This is a genomic window from Streptomyces sp. NPDC026515, from assembly GCF_055567595.1.
The window spans coordinates 59,568-78,632 of sequence record NZ_JBVHQD010000011.1 but is presented as its reverse complement, the minus strand read 5'-3'; the positions used below and the strand labels follow the sequence as shown (position 1 = coordinate 78,632).

Below are 19,065 nucleotides of genomic sequence, written 5' to 3'. Positions count from 1 at the left end.
CCCGAACTTGGAGGGCCGGCAGTGAGCACCGAGCTGCGTCGTCTGCGCAACTACATCGACGGTGAGTTCCGGGACGCCGCCGACGGACGGACCACCGAGGTGGTCAACCCCGCGACGGGCGAGGCGTACGCGACGGCGCCGCTGTCCGGGGCGGCGGACGTCGACGCGGCCATGGCGGCCGCCGCGGCGGCCTTCCCGGCGTGGCGGGACAGCACGCCCGCCGAGCGCCAGAAGTACCTCCTGAAGATCGCCGACGCGTTCGAGGAGCGCGCCGAGGAGCTCATCGCGGCCGAGGTGGAGAACACGGGCAAGCCCGTCGGGCTGACCCGCTCCGAGGAGATCCCGCCGATGGTCGACCAGATCCGCTTCTTCGCGGGTGCCGCGCGGATGCTGGAGGGCCGCTCGGCCGGCGAGTACATGGAGGGGCTCACCTCCATCGTCCGCCGCGAGCCGATCGGTGTCTGCGCGCAGGTCGCGCCCTGGAACTACCCGATGATGATGGCCGTGTGGAAGTTCGCACCGGCGCTCGCCGCGGGCAACACGGTCGTACTCAAGCCGTCCGACACCACCCCGGCGTCGACCGTCCTGATGGCCGAGATCCTCGGCGGCATCCTCCCCAAGGGCGTCTTCAACGTCGTCACCGGCGACCGTGACACCGGCCGTCTCATGGTCGAGCACCCGACTCCGGCGATGGCCTCCATCACCGGCTCCGTGCGCGCCGGCATGCAGGTCGCCGAGTCCGCCTCCAAGGACCTCAAGCGGGTCCACCTGGAGCTGGGCGGCAAGGCGCCGGTCGTCGTCTTCGAGGACACCGACATCGCCAAGGCCGTCGAGGACATCTCCGTCGCGGGCTTCTTCAACGCCGGCCAGGACTGCACGGCCGCCACCCGCGTCCTGGTCCAGGAGTCCATCCACGACGAGTTCGTCGCCGCGCTCGCCAAGGCCGCGGCCGAGACGAAGACCGGGCAGCCGGACGACGAGGACGTGCTGTTCGGCCCCCTGAACAACCCCAACCAGCTCAAGCAGGTCTCCGGGTTCATCGAGCGGCTGCCCGCCCACGCCAAGGTCGAGGCCGGCGGACAGCGGGTCGGCGACAAGGGCTACTTCTACGCCCCGACCGTCGTCTCCGGGCTCAAGCAGGACGACGAGATCATCCAGAACGAGGTCTTCGGGCCGGTCATCACCGTCCAGTCCTTCACGGACGAGGACCAGGCCACCGAGTGGGCCAACGGCGTCGAGTACGCGCTGGCCTCCTCCGTGTGGACCAAGGACCACGGGCGGGCGATGCGGATGTCCAAGAAGCTGGACTTCGGCTGCGTGTGGATCAACACGCACATCCCGCTGGTCGCGGAGATGCCGCACGGCGGGTTCAAGAAGTCCGGCTACGGCAAGGACCTGTCGGGGTACGGGTTCGAGGACTACACGCGGATCAAGCACGTGATGACGTCGCTGGACGCGTAGGTCCGGATGCGGCGCGGTGGGGGGCGGGGCTGGTCGCCCGGGTTCCCGCGCCGCTGGGTACGTGGCGCTGCCCGGGGACGAGGAGTCCCCGGGCAGCGCTTTGCCGTCGGCCCCCGGTGACCGGCCGTGCAACGCCGCGTCGACCCAGGTCATCGACAAGGTGTCCGGTCCGCGTCAGAGGGCTCGACGCAGCGTCGATTGCCCGGCCGCGGGCAGGCGGGACATGCTTCAGGTGTGCCCCAGAATCCCTCTCGAACGCCCGGGCCGTCCCGTCGCTCCCTGTTGCGCGCGCTCGGCGGTGCCGCCGCGCTGGGCGCCCTGGCCGGCTGCGGGGTGCCCGCCGCCTACGTCAAGGCCGACGACCGCGACGTCACCGACGTGTCCGCCCGGGACCGCAGGCTGGTCTTCGCGAACTGGCCGCTGTACACCGACGTCGACGACGACGACCCGAACAAGCGGCCCACCCTCGACGCCTTCGAGAAGCAGACCGGGATCTCCGTCGACTACATCGAGGAGATCAACGACAACGACGAGTTCTTCGGCAAGATCAGCCCGGCGCTGATGAACCACCAGTCCACCGGCCGCGACCTGATCGTCATCAGCGACTGGATGTGCGCGCGGTTCGTCCGGCTCGGCTGGGTCCAGAAGATGGACCGCGCCCACCAGCCGCACGTGGCGAGGTACCTGGACCCGCTGCTCCGCTCGCCCGCATTCGACCCGGGCCGCCGGTACACGGTGCCCTGGCAGTCGGGCATCACCGGCATCGCCTACGACCACCGCAAGCTGGGCCGCGAGATCCGGCACGTCAAGGACCTGTGGGCGAGCGACCTCAAGGGCCGGGTGACCCTGCTCTCCGGTCTCGACGAGGCGTTCGCGCTGCTGATGCAGGGCAACGGGGTGGACATCACCAAGTGGACCGCCGACGACTTCTACGACGTCTGCGACGAGGTGGACAAGCAGGTGGCCCGCGGTCAGATCCGCCGCTTCACCGGCAACGACTACACCAAGGACCTGGTCAGCGGCGACGTGCTGGCCTGCCAGGCGTACTCCGGTGACGTGATCCAGCTCCAGGCCGACAACCCCGACATCCGCTTCCTCGTCCCGGAGGAGGGCGCGGAGCTGTGGTCGGACTCCCTGATGATCCCGGACCGCGCCGACCACAAGGTCAACGCCGAGCGCCTGGCCGACCACTACTACGAGCCCGAGGTCGCCGCCCGGCTGGCCGCCTGGGTCAACTACGTCTGCCCCGTCCCGGCGGCCCGGCAGGTGCTCGCCGACTCCAAGGACAAGGACACCGCGGCCCTCGCCGAGAACCCCCTGATCTTCCCGAACACGGCGATGCGCAGGCGCCTCGCCATCGCCCGCGACATCACCTCGGCCGAACGCGTGGACTTCGCGAAGCGGTGGAACAAGATCGTGGGGCTGTAGGCGCCGGCCTGCGGTCGCCGGGCCGGCCGGGGACCATGCGTGAGGCCGGTGATCTGCTCGGCGATCATCCCGAAGCCCGGCGGCACCGGGTGAAGAAGCACGATGTCCAGGCTGCCCCGCAGGCTCCTGCCACCCGTGACGAGTCCGCACGGGCTCGGCAGCCGGAAAAGGAGAACGGCGAGCTACGGCGGGTGAACGAGGTACTCGAGGCCGCGGGTGTTTCTTTCGCACCGGCACCCGCCCGCGACCCGCGCCGAACCTTTCGGCGGCGCCTCACCATGAGGCGGGCCGTCACCGATCACCCCGGCGTCCTTCGCGTCGGTCGTCGCCTCGCCGGGTTCGGTGGACGGGGACACGGCCGTGCTCACCTGCTCCCTGATCGGGCAGCCGGGCCGCTCGCCACGGTGTCGGCGCTCCTCAAGGGCACCCCCCGCAGTGCGTCCCCCAACCCTGTGGACGAAGCCGGCGTCTCCTGTTCGGTGACGGCCCGCCTCAGGGCGTGGCGCCGGCCGGCCCATCGCTGATCAACAGGTGGAGGCGGTTCAGGTGGCGCGCACGCCGGGCCTGTTCGTGGACTAGGCCGGGGCAGCAGGGGTGAGCCTTGGCTTCGCTCCGACCAGTGCACGGTCGATGTCGTCACCCGTGATAGCAGTGCGGGACAGGGTCTTGAGCACGGAGTATCGCGACTCCACGCTCACCCGTGAAAGCGACTGCCGCACGGTGAGCGGCGTGACCGACTGCCTACTCTCGCACCAGCTCAGCGGTTTGGAGGCGTTGTGCGTCCTGAACCGGCGGGACTCCGAACATACGCCGGTACTCGCGGCTGAACTGCGACGGGCTGTTGTACCCCACGGTGGCACCAATCGCGGCGACGTCATGTGGCGCTGCGATGAGTTGCAGGCGGGCCTTTTGCAGTCGCAGCTGCTTCTGGTACTGCAGCGGACTCATGGCGGTCACCGCGCGGAAGTGCCGGTTGAGTGAAGAGACGCTTGTGTTGACTTCGTCGGCGAGGTCGTCGATCCGGATCACTTCGTCGTAGTGGGCCGTGATCCATGTGATGGCGCGGGAGACGAGGGACACACGGCTATCGGCCAGGCCGATCTGTCTGACCAGGCCGCCTTGGGGTCCGTTCAGCAGGCGCCAGTGAATCTCCCGTTGCACGCCAGGAGCGAGAATCGCGAGGTCACGTGGCTCGTCCAGCAGGCGCAGCAGCCGGGCGACAGCATCCAGTAGTTTGTCGTCGGCGTCGCTGGTGGCGATGCCGGGCCCGTCGTGAGGGCGGAACGCAGTGGAGCCGGCCTCCATCAGCAGTTCGGCGATGGTCGCGGATCGTAGCGGCAGTCCGAACGCGAGAAACGGCTCGTCGAACGTGGCGCGTGTGATCTGAGAGGTCAGCGGGAGATCGACGGTCACAACGAGGTACTGGCTCGCGTGGTAATCGAGGATGCGGTCATTGAGTATGGAGCGTTTCGCCCCCTGGAGGACCAGAGCGAACGTGGGCTCGACGACCATGCCCAGAGGTTCGGTCACATGCCGGGCCGAGAACACCGTCATTCCTTCGATCGCCAACGGTCGCTGGCTGACTGCGGCGAGTCGCGCAATCCGGTGACGCAGTTCATCAAGGTGGTCCACTACGCCAGGAGACCATGAGCGCCTGCGCTCGGGCAACGAGATGCACGCAGGTTTGAGCGTATCGTGCAAGGAATTGCGCAGGTTGTTCTAGGTGGCTTGCGCCGAGTGGGCTCCAATGGAGGAACACAGAGAAACGGTATTCACGCCGCCGCCTCATGGCTCCGGTCGCCAGATCGCGGGCGCGGACGGATGACCGATACGCCGAAGCCGGGGGCATGCCGTTTCGCGTGGTGACGTACATCCCCATCAGCTTGGAGATTCACAATGACCCTCGATTCCTTCGCCACGCTGGGCCGCTCGGGACTGCGAATAAGCCCGTTCACGCTGGGCACAATGACATTCGGCGAGGATCACGGTTGGGGTTGCAGCCCGGAAGAGGCCAGGAACATCATCGCCGCCTATCTGGACAGGGGCGGCAACTCGATCGACACGGCCAACATCTACACCAACGGCCATGCCGAGAAGATCGTCGGCGACTACTTCGCCGAGCGGCCCGGACTTCGCGATCGAGTCGTTCTGGGCACGAAGTTCTTCGGCAACCTGTACGAAAATGACCCCAACGGCGGCGGAGCCGGCCGTAAGGCAATCGTGCAGCAGCTCGAGAACTCGCTCCGACGCCTCCAGACCGACTATGTCGACATTTACTGGCTGCACAACTTCGACCCCTCCACGCCCGTGGAGGAGACCCTTCGCGCCCTGGACGACTTGGTCAGCGACGGCAAGGTTCGCTACGTCGGCTTCTCCGACGTGCCCGCGTGGGCGACGGCCGAAGCAGCCACCATCGGGCGCTTCCGAGGCTGGGCTCCCATCACCGCATTGCAACTGGAGTACTCCCTGCTCGAGCGGACCTCGGAGGGGGAGCTCCTCCCCATGGCCCAGGCCCTGGGCATGGGTGTCATGGCCTGGGGGCCGCTGAAGAGCGGGTTCCTGTCTGGTAAGTACTCCAGCAGCAGCACCCTCCCCGTGGACACTGCTCGCGCACAACTGGTCGGCACCCCCAGCGAGACCGACTACATCGTCATTGACGCCCTCAACACCGTCGCCGGCGAGGTGGGCGCGAGTTCCGCCCAAGTAGCCCTGGCCTGGGTCCACGCGCGATCCGGAATTGCCTCCACTCTGATCGGCGCGCGTCGCCTGGACCAGTTTGAGGCCAATCTGGGTGCTCTGGAGGTCGCCCTCACCGAGACTCAGCGCGCCACCCTCGACGAGGTGTCCGCTCCCGCCCTGAACTTCCCGGCCGACAACAACAGGATGCTGGCCCGCATGCTGCAGTTCACGGGAGCGACAGTGGACGGAGTCCCGTCGATCGTGTCGCCGCTGCTGCAGATCAGCGACGCCCGCTACTGACCTCGGCTCCAGTTCCCGAGATGCAATGTGAAAACGAAGGACAGATATGACCAAGCAGTTCGCTGACAGGTCGGTGCTCATCACCGGCGGTGGGAGCGGCATAGGGCGGGCGTCAGCCCTGGCGCTGGCCGCCGAGGGGGCGCTGGTGACGGTCGCGGGCCGTACGGTGGAAACCCTGCAGGAGACCGTCAGCCAGATTGAGGCCCGCGGTGGCTCGGCTCGCTATGTGGTGGCGGACATCACCGACGAGTCCCAGGTGGAAATGGCCGTCCGGACTGCGGCCGACGGCACCGGCCGCCTGGACCTTGCCGTGGCGTCTTCCTGTCGATGAAGTACGAGCTGCAGTACATGGTCGCTCAAGGGGCCGGCGCGATCGTGAACATGTCCTCAGCTGCGGGGCTGGTGGGCGTCGCGGGGTTCTCTGGCTATACGGCCACCAAGGCTGCGGAGATCGCGATGACCAAGAGCTCCGCGCTTGAGGCCGCACCGCACGGCATCCGCATCAACGCCGTATGCCCCGGTCTCGTGGACACTCCCATGATCGCAACCCTGGACGACCAGGCGCGGAAGTCACTCGCCGACGCTCACCCCCTCGGCAGGATCGCCCGTGCCGAGGAGATCGCCGACGCTGTCGTTTGGCTCTGCTCCGGCAAGTCGAGCTTTGTCACCGGCATCGCACCGCCCGTCGACGGCGGCTACTCCGTTCCCTGACCCTGGGACCGCAATCTCCGGACATCCTGTGGCCGTCTGCCGTGGGGGATGGCCACAGGTTCCGTTGTTGGAATCGACCAAGCGACGGCCTGGCAGGGATGGGTCTCAGCCGCAGTCCTTGAGTCGACGCCGCAGGGGCTGGGCGTCTGGCGACACTCCGTATCCAGTGCTGACCGCATGGGTCGCCGGGCGGCGGTCGTACAGGATTACGACTTCTCGTTCCAGCCCGAGCTCGCCCCCCCCCACGAGGTCAATGACCTGGCCCCGCTCTCCTTCGTCGAGGCCAAGGCGACGCAGCCCTGCTCGGACCGCCGGGCGTGGGCGGCGCCTGACCAAACTCGGAAGCTACCTGCGGCCAGCCGTCCTCGTCCTGGACGAAGTCGGCTACTCAGTCCGTCGGCCGGGCGCCCTCGGGGAGTTCGGCCGGGTAGTCCTGGTCGGAGTCGGCCGAGCGGCTCACCTGCTCCCAGGTGCCGGCCTCCTCCAGTTGGGCACGCGAGTAGCTCTGCGCCATCTCGACGGCGTCGACGCCGAGGAGCAGGTGCGTGGGCGGGTTCGGTGACTTGACGACCCGGACCAGGATCTCCCCGGCACGCCTCGGGTCGCCGGCGGCGGCACCGCCCAGTCGGCGGACCATCTCCCCGACGGTCGGCTCGTACTCCGGGGCCACCTCGGGGATCCGCATCGAGGGGCCGGCCCAGTCGGTGGCGAAGCCGCTGGGTTCCACGACCAGGCAGTGGATGCCGAAGGGTGCGGTCTCGGCCGCGAGGACCCGGGTGAAGCCGTCCACGGCGAACTTGGCGGCCTGGTAGGAGCCGAGGCCGGGGGTGGAGCCGACGCGGCCGCCGATGGAGGAGAACTGCACGATGGTGCCGCCGCCCTGGGCCCTGAGGAGCGGGAGCGCGGCGGTGGAGACGTTGTAGACGCCCCAGAAGTTCGTGTCGAACTGGCGGCGGAAGTCCTCCTCCGGGGTCGTCTGCACGGCGGCGAGGTTGGCGTATCCGGCGTTGTTGACCACGACGTCGACCCGGCCGAAGCGGTCGACGGCGGCCCGCAGGGCGGCCTCGGCGGCGGGCCGGTCGGTGACGTCGAGCGCGACGGGCAGGACGCGGTCACCGTACTTCTCGACGAGGCCGTCCAGCTGCTCGGGCCTGCGGGCGGTGGCGACGACGTCGTCGCCGGCCTCCAGGGCGGCGATCGCGAGATCGCGGCCGAAGCCGCGGGAGGTGCCGGTGATGAACCAGGTGTGGGTGGTGGGGGAAGTCATGACGACAGCACAACACGGTTTCGTTATTAGTGCAACTGTGTTGTGTTAGACGTCTCGTCGGGCGCCGCGGTGTTCAGGGGTGCCGTGGCACTCCGCCCGTCCCGGCCGTCGTGTTCAGGGCGTGGTCGATGAAGCGCCGGGCGGCCGGGGGCAGGGAGCGGGCGGCCAGGCGGGCGACGCCGATGTCCCGCGCGGCCCGTACGTCGGTGAGCCTGAGGTAGCGGATGGGGAGGTCCGGGTTGGTCTCCGGGGCCGCGGTGGCCTCCGGCGCGGCCGGGATCAGGGAGACGCCGAGACCGGACGCGACGAGTCCGCGCAGCGTCTCCACCTCCTCGCCCTCGAAGCCGACCAGGGGGCTGAACCCGGCCTGGTGGCACAGGGTCTCGGTGACACTGCGCAGCCCGTAGCCCGGCTTGAGCACGATGAACTGCTCGTCGGCCACCTCGGCCAGCCGCACCCGCCGTCGCTGCGCGAGCCGGTGCCGGGCGGGGACCGCCAGCCACAGGGGCTCGACCAGGAGCCGCCGCCAGGTGATCAGCGGATGGCCGGGGTCCTTGCCGGTGATGATCAGGTCCGCGGTGGAGTCCAGGAGGTGCTGGGCGAGACCGTTCTCGTCGGCCTGGTGCAGTTCGAACCGGACGGCGGCGAAGCGCTGCCGGAATCCGGTGACCAATGTGGGTACGAGCCAGGTGCCCAGGGTGTGCAGGAAGGCCAGCGACACCACGCCCGTGTCGGGGTCGACGACCTCGGCCACCGCCCGCCGTCCCCGGTCGTAGCTGTCCAGCAGGGTGTCGACGTACTCCTTGAACACGCGCCCGGCCGGGGTGGGCCGCAGGACCCGGCCGACCCGCTGGAGGAGTTCCGCGCCGACCTCGCCCTCCAGCCGGTTCAAGGCCCGGGAGAGCGCGGGCTGGGTGATGTGCGCGGCCGCCGCGGCCTCGGTGACGGTCGCCCCCTCGGCCACGGCCTGGAAGGAGCGCAGTACCTGGAGATCCATGCTCCTATTCTCCCGCCGCATCGGACGGGCCGTACGCAGACCGTGGGTGCATGTGGGGGAGTGGTGCGGGAAATGCTCCGCCGGCCGCCGCCGCGGCGCGCGGTGGGTCAGACGGCCTTGACCGGCGGGTAGACGGGCTTCCATATCGCCGCCCGCACCCGGTCCTCCACCGAGTCGTCCACCGCCACGCGCGCCACCCCGTCGTCGGCGGCGGCGCGGGCCACCGCGACCGCCACGGCGACCGAGGTCTCGCGCAGCTGGTCGGTGAGGGGCAGGATCGGCGCGCCGGGGCCGGTGGCGTCGGTCCGGCCGGCGACGGCGTGCGCGGCGGCGGCCAGCATGCCGTCGGTGACCCGGGTGGCCCGGGCGACGATCGCGCCGAGTCCGAGGCCGGGGAAGATCAGCGCGTTGTTGGCCTGCCCGATCTCGTACCGGACCCCGTCCTGCTCGACCGGGCGGAACGGGCTGCCGGTGGCGATCAGGGCGCGGCCGTCCGTCCAGGCCAGCAGGTCGGCCGGGACCGCCTCGGCCAGGTCCGTCGGGTTGGACATCGGCAGCACGATCGGGCGGTCGGTGTGGGCGGCCATCGTGCGGACGATGTCCTCGGTGAAGGAGCCGCCCTGGCCGGAGGTGCCGATCAGGACCGTCGGCCGCACCCGCGCGACGGTCTCGGCCAGTGCGATGCCCCCGATCTTCTCGTCCCGGTGCCAGTCGGCGACCTCGGCGGCGGGACGGGCGTAGGGGACCTGGAAGTCGCGCAGCCCCTCCTGGTCGTCGGTGAGCAGGCCGAAGCGGTCCACGGCGTAGATGCGGGCGGTGGCCTCCTCGGCGGTCAGCCCGTCGGCGACCATGGCGTCGCGCAGCTGGTCGGCGATGCCGATGCCGGCGGTGCCCGCGCCGAAGATCACCGCACGGTGGTCGCGCAGCGCGATCCCGCTGGCCCTCACCCCGGAGAGCACGGCGGCGAGGTTGACGGCGCCGGTGCCCTGGACGTCGTCGTTGAAGGTGAACTCGTTCGGACGGTAACGCTCCAGGATCCGGCGGGCGTTGGCGGCGCCGAAGTCCTCCCAGTGCAGCAGGGCGTCCGGGAAGAGCCGGCGGGCGGTGGTGACGTAGGCGTCGATGAAGGCGTCGTACGTCTCCCGGTCCACCCGCGGGTGCCGGTTGCCCAGGTAGAGCGGGCTCTCCAGGAGTTCCTGGCGGTTGGTGCCGACGTCCAGCATGACCGCCAGGGTGCGGTTCGGGTCGATGCCCGCGGCGGCGGTGTAGACGGCGAGCTTGCCCACCGAGATGTCGATACCGCCCACGCCCCAGTCGCCGATGCCGAGGATGGCCTCGCCGTCCGTGGCGACGATCAGGTCGACGTCGGCGGGGCCCAGGCCGGTGGCCGTGAGCGCGTCCTCGATGTCCTCCGGCTCGTCCACCGACAGGTACACGCCGGCCGGGCGCCGGTACTCGTTGCTGTAGCGCTGGATCGCCCGGCCGACGGTCGGCGTGTAGACGATGGGCAGCATCTCGTCGAGGTGGTCACCGAGCAGCCGGTAGAAGAGCACCTGGTTGCGGTCGTGCAGCGCGGTGAGATTGACGTTCTTGGCCAGGTCGGTCGGCTGGGCCGCGTATTGCTGGTACGCCCGCTCGGCCTGTTGTTCCAGGGTCAGCACCGCCGTCGGCACGAGGCCCACCAGGCCCAGTGACCGCCGTTCCTCACGGGTGAAGGCGGTGCCCTGGTTGAGGCGGGGCTGGGAGAGCACGGCACGGCCGCGCGCGGTCGTCTCGATGTGTCCCTCGGCTGCGTTCCACTGGGTCCTCATGATCGGCTCCTGGTCGGAGGAACAGGTGATGTCCGCAAGCCTCGGCCGTCGGCACGCATACGTCCAATGCCTGCATGGGCGCCAATCGATGACCAGAAGGCATGTCTGGCGCGCCATCTGCACGCTTTGCGAACCCCTGGCGATCGGCCGGTCAGCGTTTCATGACGTGGTTCGCGGCGGGCCGCCTTTTCCATTACCCGGGGGCATTCCTCACCGACCGAGGCTTGTGCGCGCTGAGCAAAGAGGAGCCGCGGAAGGCGGCCCGTGCCCTCGCGCCCGAGGACGTGCCGGCGACGGTCTGCCTGCCGGCGGGCTCCGCCGCGGAGACGCCGGCCCGCCGGCGTCTCGACCGTGGTCGGCGGGGATCCCCTAGGCCGCAGGCCGGAGCAGTCCCGACTCGTACGCGAAGGTCACCGCCTGCACGCGGGCGCGGGCGCCGATCTTCGCCAGGACGTTGCTGACGTGGGTTTTCACCGTGGTCGGGGCGATGGACAGCCACTGCGCGATCTCGGCGTTGGACCAGCCGGAGGCCACGGCGACCAGGACATCGTGCTCGCGCCCGGTGAGGGCGCCGAGCCCCGGAGTGCGGGGGAGGGGGCGGACCGTGTGCTGCTCGCGGACCGCGTCGATGAGCGCACGTGTCAGACCCGGCGTGATGACGGCGTCCCCGGCGGCCACCACCTTGATGGCAGCGGTCAGTTCGGCCGGGTCGGCGTCGTCGAGCAGGAAGCCGCCGGCGCCCGCGCGCAGGGCGGCCCAGGCCTCCGCCTCCTGCTCGGCCGGGGTCAGCACCAGGACCCGGGGGGCGAGGGTCTCCTCCGCGGTGGCGGGGAAGCCGGGGGTCCGGGTGGTCCTGGGGGCGGGGTGGGTGAGGCGCCGGATGGTCTCGGTGCCGGCCGCCCCGGACAGCCGGCCGTCCATGAGGACGACGTCCGGGCGGAGTTCGGCACTCGCGCGGATCGCCCCGTCCCCGTCCGTCGCCTCTCCCGCGACGGTCAGGCCCGGCTCGGCGGTGAGGAGCATGCGCAGGGCGAGGCGCTGGAGGGATTGGTCGTTGACGACGAGTACGGAGACCATGCCTGTCTTCTCCATGCGAGGTCCGTTCCGTAAACGAAACTGTTTCGTTCACATGCTACGCCGGGATCGGCCGCCCCGGGAGGGGGGCCGCCCCACCAGGTCCCCCCGCGGAGCCGGGTTCACTCCGACGTGTTCACCTGGCGCGAACCAGCCCCGTATCCCGTGATCACGGCCTGGACCCGGTCCCGCGCCCCGGGCCTTCGCGATCGCGCGGCCACCGGGTCCGTCTCCTCGCCCGTGGCGTCGGTCGCGGCGACCGAGTGGACGAGGGCCCGGCTCAGGTCCCGGGTTCCGGCGAGCTCCGCGCCGTGGCCGTACCGGGAGCCCGACCTGAGCCGGTACACCCGGCCTCCGTACGCGAACCGCTGCAACCCGGCGCCGTGGACGGCTCCTTCGATGTGTGCCGGGGCCGTGGACATCTCCTCCGGCCACGGTCCCGGCGGCACGATCCGCCCGCGGAGGAGGGAGGCCGGCAGCCGTTCCAGGTCGGCGGCGGTGGAGATCACGTCGCCGGCCGCGAAAGCGGGCCTCCCGGATTCCGGCGGGGCGGAGTACGAGCCGGCCGGCCACGGAGGCGTACCAGCGCCCGGCCACCTTCGTAGCGGTGCGCGTACTGCGCGGAGAAGGAGCCGGCGAAGTTGCCGCCCGCCCGGACGCCGCTGATGTGGTTCGGCAACTTCCCTACGGTGAGGCCGGAAGGCGGGGTCGAACAGGCCCGGAAGGCAGTGCTGCGCGGGGGCGCCGAGATCGACGCGGTGCTCCGGCGCGAGCGTCGGCACCGCCGCCGTCACCTTCGTCGTCGAACCGGCCCGGAAGCGGGCGCCCGGGTCCGCCGCGCGGCGGCTCGTCAGGCCGTGCACGCCGACACTGCCGCGCCAGGTGCCGTCGGTGCCGCCCACCCGGACGAGTGCGGCGCGCAGGACCTCGGTGTGCGGACCGGCGGCGGTCGCTCAGCGGTCGGTGAGGTGGCGGCGGAGCGAGTCGAGCATGTCCACCCGGTTCGTGGTGACGGAGTCGACGCCCATGTCCAGCAGACGGCGCATCGAGCGGCGGGTGTCCGGGGTCCAGCACGAGACCAGGTGGCCGTTGCGATGGACGTGCTCGGTCAGGGCGTGGTCGAGCAGGGTGAAGCGGTAGTTGAGGTAGCGGGGGCGGATCACGTCCAGGAGCGCCGGGCGCACCGGCGCCAGTGTCTTGCGGGTCAGGGCGATCTCCGCCGCCGCGTCCGCCGCCCGTACCGCCAGCATCGCCGCCGCGTCTCCCGTGTAGTAGACGCGGTCCGCCGCACCGCTCTCCCGGGCCACGGCGACGATCCTCGCCACCGCCCGCTCGCCCGGACCGCCGGGCAGGTCGATCATCACCCGGCTGTCCACCGCCGCCAGCGCCTCGGCGAGCGTCGGTACACCGCCCTCCGTGAGACCGCGCACCTCGTCCGCGGACAGCGCGCTCAGCGGGCGCTCGACCCCCCAGAGGCGCTTCAGGGTCGCGTCGTGCAGGAGGACGGGGACGCCGTCACGCGTCAGCCGTACGTCGATCTCCACCGCGTCCGCGCCCTGTTGGAGCGCGGAACGCAGGGAGGCCGGCGTGTTCTCGCGGAAGCGGTAGGGGTCGCCGCGGTGGGCCACGGCGGTCACGGTCTGCATGGGCCCATGGTGTCAGGGTCGCGCAGCCGTTTTTCAGGGGGCGAGCCACGCCTTCGTGTACGCGTCGATCTCCGCCGAGATCCTCGCCTTGCCCGTCCGGTCCAGGAAGGACGCCTCCACCGCGTTCTTCGCGAGGTCGGCGACACCGCGCTCGTCGAGGGCGAGGAGACGGGCCGCGACCGCGTACTCGCTGTTCAGGTCGGTGCCGAACATCGGCGGGTCGTCGGAGTTGACGGTGACCAGCACGCCCGCGTCCATGAAGGCCCTGATCGGGTGCTCTTCCAGGGTGCGGACCGCGCGGGTGGCGATGTTGGAGGTCGGGCACACCTCCAGAGCGATGCGGTGCTCGGCGAGGTGGGCGAGGAGCTTCGGGTCCTGCGCGGAGCTGGTGCCGTGGCCGATGCGCTCGGCGTGCAGGTCGGTCAGGGCGTCCCAGACCGTCTGGGGCCCGGTGGTCTCACCGGCGTGCGGGACGGAGTGCAGGCCGGCCGCGACGGCCCGGTCGAAGTACGGCTTGAACTGCGGCCGGGGGACGCCGATCTCGGGGCCGCCGAGACCGAAGGAGACCAGTCCCTCCGGACGGAGCCGGTCGTCGGTCGCGAGCCGGACCGTCTCCTCGGCGGCCTCCAGGCCCGCCTCGCCGGGGATGTCGAAGCACCACCGCAGTACCGTCCCGAACTCGGACTCCGCCGCCTTCCGCGCGTCCTCGATCGCGTCCATGAAGGCCCGTGCGTCGATCCCGCGCCGGGTGGAGGAGAAGGGGGTGATGGTCAGCTCGGCGTAGCGCACCTGCTGGCGGGCCAGTTCGCGGGCCACCTCGTAGGTGAGCAGCCGGACGTCCTCGGGCGTGCGGATCAGGTCGACGACCGAGAGGTAGACCTCGATGAAGTGGGCGAAGTCCGTGAAGGTGAAGTAGTCGGCCAGCGCCTCGGGATCGCTGGGCACCTTGGAGTCGGGGTGCCGGGCGGCCAGTTCCGACACGATCCGGGGGGAGGCTGAGCCGACGTGGTGGACGTGCAGTTCGGCCTTCGGCAGCCCGGCGATGAAGGCGTGCACATCGCGTGGCGCGGGTTCGGTGCGGTGGTCGGTCAAGGGTTCCTCCCCGGAACGGCGCCGGGCCGCCCTCGGCGGTGGTACGGCCGTGAGCTGGCGCCTTGCGCGGTGATCGGCTGATCGTTGATCCGGGGCCATCGTAGGCCGGACCGGCGTTCGAGGCGGACGGGCCTTAGCATGACGGCGGCACGCGTGCAGGAGAGGGGACATCGCGAGATGGCTGACGAGGCGCCGGAAGCTCCGAGGGTACGGCTGGACAAGACGGCTGCGGCGGGGGACGGAGCGGGAGCGGAGGCAGCGGTGCCGCCCTCGGTCCATGACCAGCGGACGGTCGCGGCGATGCCGGGGGCGGACGAGGGGGCGACGCCCCAGGGCTGGGCGAACCCCTACGCGGCGCCGTCGGACGCGGCTCCGGGCGTGGCGGCCGACCCGTTCGCGGCTCCGGGTGCCCGTCCCGCGCCGAGCCCCTACACACCGCCCGCCCCGGGCCCCTACGCGCCGCCGTATCCGCAGAGCGCGGCGGTGCCGCCGCCGCCGATGGCTCCGGGCGGGCCCGGCCAGGTCCCCTACGGCTGTCCGGTCGCGCCCGGTCCCGGCCAGGGCCCGGGGTACGGCTACCCCGGGCAGCCGTTTCCGCCCTACCCCGTCGGGCCCGGCGGATACGGCGGCTGGCCCGGTGCGCAGCCGATGCCCAACAACGGGCTGGGCACGGGGAGTCTCGTCACCGGGATCATCAGTGTCGTCGGGTTCTGCGCCTGGCCGGTCGCGCTGGTGATGGGAGTGCTGGCCATCGTCTTCGGTTCGATCGGGCGGGCCCGGGTCCGGCGCGGAGAGGCCACGAACGGGGGGCAGGCGCTGGCGGGCATCATCTGCGGGTCGGTGGGTCTGCTGCTCGCCGTGGCGTTCATCGTGGTGATCGTGGTGGCGAGCACGCGTTGACAGGGGGTGGCGTGGCGAGCACGCGTCGAAGAGGGCGGCGGGGCGACGGCCGACTGCGCGTGGCCGGGGGCCCGCCGTTGTCCGCGCCCCTTCACGTCGGGCCGGCCCCCGTCGCCCGCAGCCTCTCGCGTGCCTCCATCAGCGCGAACCCCAGCAGGTTGAGCCCCCTCCAGCGGGACGGGTCCGCCGCCGCCTCGTCCGTCGCCGCCAGGCCGATGCCCCAGACCCGGTCCACCGGACTCGCCTCCACCAGGACCCGGTCACCGGTGTTGAGCAGGTAGTCCCGCAGACCCGGGTCGGCGGCGAACTTGTGCACGCTGCCCTCGGTCACGATCCCGAAGCGCTCCCGCCGCCATGTCTCCTCGTCGAAGTTCCGGACCAGCCGGCCCGCCTTCTTCGCCCCGGCGGGGTGTCCGGCCGCCACGGCCCGGCGCTCGGCCTCCGCGTCCCCGAACAGCCGGGCCTTTCCTGCCATCATCCAGTGCTCGGCGGTCGCGTACTCGACACCGTCGACCACGAAGGGTGACGGCCACCACTGGCTCAGGCAGCTCGCCGAGAGCTGTCCGTCCGGCCGCGGCCGGTGTCCCCAGAAGTGCAGGTACTTGATCCTGGCCCCCGCCCGGGCCGCCCTGATCAGGGCTTCCGCCGAATCGATCTTCGCCATGCACGGCAGTCTGGCAGGCACCACTGACACTCCGTCCTGCCTTTTCCACCCTGACTCGACACCTGGTCGACAGATTCCGTCGCGTAACCAAAAGGCAACAACGGAATCACTTGTTGGACTCCCTCTGCTCTGCCAGGATCGGCAGTCAATTCGAGCTGGAGCTACGCCACCCGCCTCTCGTGCGGGGTGACGGCGGAGGAGAGGCGACATGGACAACCCGGGCACCGCCACCCCGGAGACCTTCCCCGCGCAGGAGCGGCTCGCGGGCGGCGCACAGTACATCGCGGGACGGTTCGCCAAGGGCACGTCCGGGCGTAGGCACGCCGTCGTCGACCCGGCCACCGGCACGGACGTGTACACCTACGAGCTGGCAGGGGCGGACGACGTCGACCGGGCCGTGGCCGCCGCGCGGGACGCCTTTCCCGGGTGGGCCGGGTCGACACCGGGTGAGCGGTCGGACGCGCTCCACCGGTTCGCCGCCGTGCTCGCCGACCGCGCCGAGGAGTTCGCCCGCGCCGAGTCCCTCCAGTGCGGCAAGCCGCTCAAGCTGACTCGGGAGTTCGACGTACCGGGGACCATCGACAACACCGCGTTCTTCGCGGGCGCCGCCCGGCACCTCCAGGGGCAGGCGGCCGGGGAGTACTCCGGCGACCACACCTCGTACGTCCGCCGGGAGCCGATCGGTGTCGTCGGGTCGATCGCGCCCTGGAACTACCCGCTCCAGATGGCCGCGTGGAAGATCCTCCCGGCGATCGCGGCCGGCAACACGATCGTCCTGAAGCCGGCCGAGCTGACACCGCTGACCTCGCTGCTCTTCGCCGAGGCCGCCACTCTCGCCGGCATCCCCGACGGTGTCGTCAACATCGTCACCGGGACCGGGAAGGAGGCCGGTGAGCATCTCGTCGGGCACCCCGACGTCGCCATGACCTCCTTCACCGGCTCCACCGGGGTCGGCAAGCGGGTGGCGGAGGTCGCCACGGCGACCGTGAAGCGGCTCCACCTGGAGCTCGGCGGCAAGGCGCCGTTCGTCGTCTTCGACGACGCCGATCTGGAGGCGGCCGTCAACGGGGCCGTCGCGGGGGCGCTCATCAACACCGGTCAGGACTGCACCGCGGCCACGCGCGCGTACGTGCAGCGGCCGCTCTACGAGGCCTTCGTCGAGCGGACGGCCGCGCTGATGGAGACCGTGCGGCTGGGCGACCCGTTCGCGCCCGGCACCGACCTCGGACCGCTCATCTCGCATGCCCAGCGGGACCGGGTCGCCGGCTTCGTCGAGCGGGCGCGCGGCTACGCGCGCGTGGTGACCGGCGGCGAGCCCCCGCAGGACGAGCTGAAGAGCGGCGCCTACTACCGGCCCACGCTGATCGCCGACGCGCCGCAGGACAGTGAGATCGTCCAGGCCGAGATCTTCGGCCCGGTGCTGGTCGTTCTGCCGTTCGACAGTGATGATGAGGGCATCAGGCTGGCCAACGACACCCCCTACGGTCTGGCCGCCTCCGCGTGGAGCAGCAGCGTCTACCGGGCGAACCGCGCCACCCGCGAGATCAAGGCGGGGTGTGTGTGGGTCAACGACCACATTCCGATCATCAGCGAGATGCCGCACGGCGGCTACAAGGCGTCCGGCTTCGGCAAGGACATGTCGGTGTACTCGTTCGAGGAGTACACCCAGGTCAAGCACGTAATGTTCGACAACACGGCGGTGGCCCGGAAGGACTGGCACCGCACGATCTTCGGGGACCGATAGTCACACCTGAGGCCGCTCATCACGGCCCTCTTCCCGAAAGGGCATCAAGCGCATGAGGCAGTACGAGCCCGACCGCCTTTCGCCGGTCGTAGCGGCCGCGATGCGGCGCAGCCTCCGCACCGGCCGGGCCGCCCTGGCCCGCCGGTCGTTCCTGGGCGGTGCGCTCGCGGTGGGCGGCGCCGGGGTGCTGAGCGCCTGCGGCATCCCCGCGGCCGGCAAGTCCCAGGGCGGTGTATCGGCCGACGACCACTCGGCCGAGGAGAAGGTCGTCAACTTCTCCAACTGGCCCGAGTACATCGACGTCGACGACAGCGGGAAGACCCACCCGACCCTTGACGCGTTCCGCAAGCGGACCGGGATCACGGTCAAGTACACCGAGGACATCAACGACAACGACGAGTTCTTCGGCAAGATCCAGCCGCAGCTCGCCGCGGGCCAGGACACCGGCCGGGACCTGATCGTCCTCACCGACTGGCTGGCCGCCCGCATGATCCGGCTCGGCTACGTCCAGAAACTGGACGCGTCGAACCTCCCGCACGCCTTCGCCAATCTGACGGACCAGTTCCGCAGCCCCGACTGGGACCCGGGCCGGGCCTACTCCTACCCCTGGCAGGGCATCTCGACCGTCGTCGCCTTCAACAAGAAGGCCCTGGACGGCGTCGAGGTGAAGTCGGTCTCCGACCTCCTCGACAACCCCGCGCTCAAGGGCCGGGTCGGGCTGCTGACCGAGATGCGGGACACCGTCGGCATGACCATGCTCGACATGGGCATCGACCCGGGCAAGTTCACCGGCGACAACTACGACGCGGTGATCGCCCGGCTCCAGAAGGCCGTCGACAAGGGGCAGATCCGCCGGTTCACCGGCAACGACTACACCTCCGACCTCAGCAAGGGCGACCTGGCGGCCTGCGTCGCCTGGGGCGGTGACGTCGTGCAGCTCCAGGCCGACAACCCGGACGTCGCGTACGTCATCCCGGACAGCGGCTACATGACGTCCACCGACAACCTGATGATCCCCAACAAGGCGCGCCACAAGACGAACGCCGAGCGGCTCATCGACTACTACTACGAACCGGAACCGGCCGCGGAACTCTCGGCCTACGTCAACTACGTCAGTCCGGTCGCGGACGTGCAGCCGTACCTCGCCAAGATCGACAAGGGGGCGGCGAGCAACCCGCTGATCGTTCCCGACAAGGCCATGCAGGCCAGGTCCCATGCCTTCCGCGCCCTGAGCTCGAAGGAAGAGACGGCCTACCAGCAGAAGTTCGCGAAGCTCACAGGGGCGTGACGA

Annotated in this window: 14 protein-coding genes and 3 pseudogenes; 8 read left to right on the top strand and 9 right to left on the bottom strand. The window is 70.6% G+C overall.

Translation table 11 applies throughout. From position 1 onward, the window contains the following. Positions 1-21 precede the first annotated feature (21 nt). Positions 22-1,461, top strand: a complete 1,440-nt coding sequence (locus tag ACZ4O3_RS23785; protein ID WP_362728237.1) for a gamma-aminobutyraldehyde dehydrogenase — start codon at positions 22-24, stop codon at positions 1,459-1,461. A gap of 234 nt (positions 1,462-1,695) precedes the next feature. Continuing rightward, positions 1,696-2,889, top strand: a complete 1,194-nt coding sequence (locus tag ACZ4O3_RS23780; RefSeq protein ID WP_467724125.1) for a polyamine ABC transporter substrate-binding protein — start codon at positions 1,696-1,698, stop codon at positions 2,887-2,889. Positions 2,890-3,630: 741 nt separating this feature from the next. On the opposite strand, the gene ACZ4O3_RS23775 is transcribed toward ACZ4O3_RS23780, so the two are convergent. Next, positions 3,631-4,443: an AraC family transcriptional regulator gene (locus tag ACZ4O3_RS23775; protein ID WP_467724298.1), complete on the bottom strand. Its 813-nt coding sequence runs from the start codon at positions 4,441-4,443 to the stop codon at positions 3,631-3,633. Between the two features lie 342 nt (positions 4,444-4,785). On the opposite strand from ACZ4O3_RS23775, the gene ACZ4O3_RS23770 reads away from it, so the two are divergent. From ACZ4O3_RS23770 to ACZ4O3_RS23760, 3 genes and pseudogenes are all read left to right on the top strand, one after another. Then, positions 4,786-5,868, top strand: a complete 1,083-nt coding sequence (locus ACZ4O3_RS23770; protein ID WP_467724123.1) for an aldo/keto reductase — start codon at positions 4,786-4,788, stop codon at positions 5,866-5,868. A gap of 46 nt (positions 5,869-5,914) precedes the next feature. Continuing rightward, positions 5,915-6,579: pseudogene (locus ACZ4O3_RS23765) on the top strand (SDR family NAD(P)-dependent oxidoreductase). Positions 6,580-6,777: 198 nt separating this feature from the next. Then, positions 6,778-6,967: pseudogene (locus ACZ4O3_RS23760) on the top strand (ATP-binding protein); the annotation flags it as partial. Here the strand turns inward: ACZ4O3_RS23760 and ACZ4O3_RS23755 are convergent. The 7 genes and pseudogenes from ACZ4O3_RS23755 to ACZ4O3_RS23725 all read right to left on the bottom strand — a co-directional run bounded on the left by ACZ4O3_RS23755 (position 6,968) and on the right by ACZ4O3_RS23725 (position 14,606). After that, positions 6,968-7,846, bottom strand: a complete 879-nt coding sequence (locus ACZ4O3_RS23755; protein WP_467724122.1) for an SDR family NAD(P)-dependent oxidoreductase — start codon at positions 7,844-7,846, stop codon at positions 6,968-6,970. A gap of 73 nt (positions 7,847-7,919) precedes the next feature. After that, positions 7,920-8,843, bottom strand: coding sequence for a LysR family transcriptional regulator (locus ACZ4O3_RS23750; protein ID WP_362723252.1), 924 nt, complete (start codon positions 8,841-8,843; stop codon positions 7,920-7,922). 107 nt (positions 8,844-8,950) lie between these two features. Further along, the gene (locus ACZ4O3_RS23745; RefSeq protein WP_467724120.1) at positions 8,951-10,654 is read right to left on the bottom strand and encodes an NAD-dependent malic enzyme; all 1,704 of its coding nucleotides are present in this window, start codon (positions 10,652-10,654) and stop codon (positions 8,951-8,953) included. Between the two features lie 369 nt (positions 10,655-11,023). Then, entirely contained in the window at positions 11,024-11,731 is a 708-nt protein-coding gene (locus ACZ4O3_RS23740) for a response regulator transcription factor (RefSeq protein ID WP_362726260.1), read from the bottom strand. Between the two features lie 119 nt (positions 11,732-11,850). Then, positions 11,851-12,237 (bottom strand): hypothetical protein, encoded by a 387-nt coding sequence (locus ACZ4O3_RS23735; protein ID WP_467724118.1) that lies wholly within the window; start codon positions 12,235-12,237, stop codon positions 11,851-11,853. 444 nt (positions 12,238-12,681) lie between these two features. After that, the gene (locus ACZ4O3_RS23730; RefSeq protein ID WP_362726254.1) at positions 12,682-13,374 is read right to left on the bottom strand and encodes a glycerophosphodiester phosphodiesterase; all 693 of its coding nucleotides are present in this window, start codon (positions 13,372-13,374) and stop codon (positions 12,682-12,684) included. A 33-nt stretch (positions 13,375-13,407) separates the two neighbouring features. Beyond that, positions 13,408-14,606, bottom strand: a pseudogene (locus ACZ4O3_RS23725) (adenosine deaminase). Positions 14,607-14,643: 37 nt separating this feature from the next. Between ACZ4O3_RS23725 and ACZ4O3_RS23720 the strand changes: the two are divergent. Next, positions 14,644-15,366 (top strand): DUF4190 domain-containing protein, encoded by a 723-nt coding sequence (locus ACZ4O3_RS23720; protein WP_467724116.1) that lies wholly within the window; start codon positions 14,644-14,646, stop codon positions 15,364-15,366. A 91-nt stretch (positions 15,367-15,457) separates the two neighbouring features. On the opposite strand, the gene ACZ4O3_RS23715 is transcribed toward ACZ4O3_RS23720, so the two are convergent. Beyond that, positions 15,458-16,030 (bottom strand): NADAR family protein, encoded by a 573-nt coding sequence (locus ACZ4O3_RS23715; RefSeq protein ID WP_467724114.1) that lies wholly within the window; start codon positions 16,028-16,030, stop codon positions 15,458-15,460. Between the two features lie 208 nt (positions 16,031-16,238). Here ACZ4O3_RS23715 and ACZ4O3_RS23710 point away from each other — a divergent pair, with 208 nt between their 5' ends. Beyond that, on the top strand, positions 16,239-17,774 hold the full coding sequence (locus tag ACZ4O3_RS23710; RefSeq protein ID WP_362716221.1) for a gamma-aminobutyraldehyde dehydrogenase: 1,536 nt from the start codon (positions 16,239-16,241) through the stop codon (positions 17,772-17,774). 52 nt (positions 17,775-17,826) lie between these two features. Continuing rightward, positions 17,827-19,062, top strand: coding sequence for an ABC transporter substrate-binding protein (locus ACZ4O3_RS23705; RefSeq protein ID WP_362716224.1), 1,236 nt, complete (start codon positions 17,827-17,829; stop codon positions 19,060-19,062). Positions 19,063-19,065: the final 3 nt, after the last annotated feature.